At 36.1% G+C, this 2,777-nt stretch carries 4 protein-coding genes; 1 reads left to right on the top strand and 3 read right to left on the bottom strand.

Annotated features, from left to right (window positions below; all coding sequences use genetic code 11):
- The coding region (locus AC220I_RS20975) for a DUF2127 domain-containing protein (protein ID WP_486725820.1) at positions 1-400 on the top strand (400 nt) is incomplete at its 5' end.
- 216 nt (positions 401-616) lie between these two features.
- On the opposite strand, the gene AC220I_RS20980 is transcribed toward AC220I_RS20975, so the two are convergent.
- The 3 genes from AC220I_RS20980 to AC220I_RS20990 form a co-directional block, all read right to left on the bottom strand.
- The gene (locus AC220I_RS20980; protein WP_486725821.1) at positions 617-1,081 is read right to left on the bottom strand and encodes a phage tail protein; all 465 of its coding nucleotides are present in this window, start codon (positions 1,079-1,081) and stop codon (positions 617-619) included.
- Between the two features lie 26 nt (positions 1,082-1,107).
- Entirely contained in the window at positions 1,108-2,037 is a 930-nt protein-coding gene (locus AC220I_RS20985; RefSeq protein WP_486725822.1) for a diguanylate cyclase, read from the bottom strand.
- The coding region (locus AC220I_RS20990) for an Hpt domain-containing protein (protein ID WP_486725823.1) at positions 2,034-2,777 on the bottom strand (744 nt) is incomplete at its 5' end. The genes AC220I_RS20985 and AC220I_RS20990, both read right to left, overlap by 4 nt.

Consider the following 2,777-nt stretch of genomic DNA (forward strand, 5'->3'; position numbering starts at 1 on the left):
ATTTCTGATGTTTTTTTTAACACCTGATCGGATGAATCAATTAATTGCTGTTATTTCAAAAGAAGAACTTTTTGAAGACCCAACTGATTTAATCATGAACTATCTCATTTCTGTTAGCCAAGTCTATTCATTGAGTGCACAGCATTTTACAACGTATTATCTACTTTCACATGGTGGTGTAAAGTTAATCATTTTGATATTATTATGGCAGAAAAAATTATGGGCATATCCAGTATCTTGCTTAATGTTTTTAGTTTTCATCATTTTCCAAATGCAGAGGTTTATGTCAACTTATTCGTTTGTATTACTCTTTCTATCATTTTTAGATGGGTTGATGATCGTATTAACGATTTTGGAATATAAAAATATTCGAAATATAAAAAATGAGCCCTCGGATTAATGTAATAACCAATAACCATATGAAACCCCAGTGTGATGGTGAACTCTGGGGTTTTTCATTATAGATCATTAGCTCTCATACAGCTTTGAGCAAGAATATTCAACTTGCGAAAAGCGGTTAGATGAGAGTGGTAACGGCAAAACAGGGTTTTGGCGTTAAATGATTGTGGTATCATAATGAAGCAAAAGAACCTATCGCTATTAAAAAGATAAGATTTTAATATTCGCCCTTGATTACGAAGAATGACCCTCTAATCGTGCCCGCAAGTTTGGACTTTTGGCGTGCAAATTTAAATTTATCTTGGAGTTCTGTTGGAATTTTCATACCATCGGAAAGTTTAAAGCCAACAGCCCGTTTCTTTGGATTGTCAATTGTGTACATGACATTTACAACGAGTCCATCTTCATAAAAAACGTAGGTAAACTTGATGTTTTCCACCTGAAAGCTAGAAGTTTCAAGTGGTCTTGAACTAAAAACGATATCGCGTTCAGTTTTTAATATATGGTTGACATACTCAAGTGCTTCTCTGCTTTCATCGACCGAGAGCACAGTGAAAGCATGGTTGTACTTGGTATTAAAATAGCGGGCTTCGTTAGCGCGTAGTCCTGCAAGTGCAGTTTTCATTGGTGATGATTCAAGCCCGACTGTAGAGACTTCTTTAAAGTCAACAAGATATGCCATTTTAACCTCCTCAAAAGACATTTAAATCATGGGCATTGAGCAAAGATTCTTGAAATTACCCTGTTCCTACCTTCACGCTTTGCTTGGTACAAGGCCCTATCTGCGTCAACGATAAGTTCCTGAGGTCTCATGTCATACTGTGGAATTATGGTTGAGACACCAAGACTTATGGTCACGTATGGATTTGCGTCAGAAAAATCATGTGGAATTTTTAGGTCTAAAACACCCTTGCGAAGGGCTTCTGCTAGTACAACCGCGTCTGAGTTCGTTGTGTTGGGAAGTACGCAAATGAATTCTTCACCACCATATCTGGCAATGATGTCAATCTTTCTCTTGATGCAGACTGAAAAGCTGTGAGCCACATGTTTTATACATTCGTCTCCAACCTGATGGCCATAGTGATCATTGAAGGCCTTAAAATTGTCTATGTCGATCATGATAATGGATAGAGGTGATTGATCTCTTAAATTGTAATGCCAAGTCATGCTAAAGTGTTCATCAAATTTGCGACGGTTGGGAAGCTCGGTGAGTGTATCTGTATAGGAAGAATTTTCAAGCCAATCCCTATAACGTTTGAGCTCAATATGTGTATTAACACGTGCAGTGACCACAATTGGATTAAAAGGTTTTATGATATAATCAACTGCTCCTGCCTCAAAGCCGGCAACTTCTTCCATATCTTCAGATTTTGAAGTGATAAAAATAACGGGTATTTTTTTATAAAGTTCATGACTTTTTAATGTACGACAAACTTCATACCCATCCATACCAGACATGACGACATCTAATAAAATTAAATCAGGTGGTGTACCTGAACTCACAACTTGAAGTGCTTTCTCTCCTGATGTGGCAATTTTTATGTGATATTTTCCGCGCAGTAGTTCACCCAAAATACTGAGATTTTCAGGCATGTCATCTACAATTAAAATTGTGCTTTTACGCATTTCTAGATTCATACCAATTCTCCTTTTCGAATACCAAGTGCTTTTAACAACTCTAAAAAGAGTGCTAATACCTGATCATAGTCAAAGGTCAAGAGTGTCTTATTTAGTTCCTGAATATTGTGAGCGAAAATATCCTGATCAATTTGATTTAAAAACGTTTCTAAAGTAATGGTTACTTCATAATCCATGTCTTTAAGTTGTTGGATGATAAGGGTTGACAAACTACTTAATTGACTTTGATTGGTTGCATCTATACGATTGGCAAGTTCATGCCTATGAGTTGTGCTATGCTTGATACGTGCAAGTTCATAAACCGCTTTAAAATCTGAAACTGCCATTTTTAACTCATTGAACAATACCTTGGCAGCCTTTAAGTCAAGTGTCGTGTTCATAATCTTATCAAGTGAAAACAATAACTGACTTATTCTAATAAGTGACAGATTTGCAGATATTCCCTTAAGAGAATGTGACAGATATTTGATGCCATCTATATCGTTTTCTGTAAAATGATCTTCTAAAGTCATGATTTGTTCGTCAATACGGTCAAGAAATGAGTCTAAAGTTTTAAAGTAAAACATGGGGTTGCTGTTTAAACGATTAATACCATCATAGAGGTCAATCTCACTGGCATTCAACTTCGAAATATCTATAAAATCGCTGATATCCTCGCGTTTATTTTCAATGGCTTTTTCTGAAACGAGAATATCGTGTTCAAGATATTTAGATATGGTTTCAATGAGATGACGTGGATC

The organism is Fusibacter sp. (assembly GCF_057447755.1).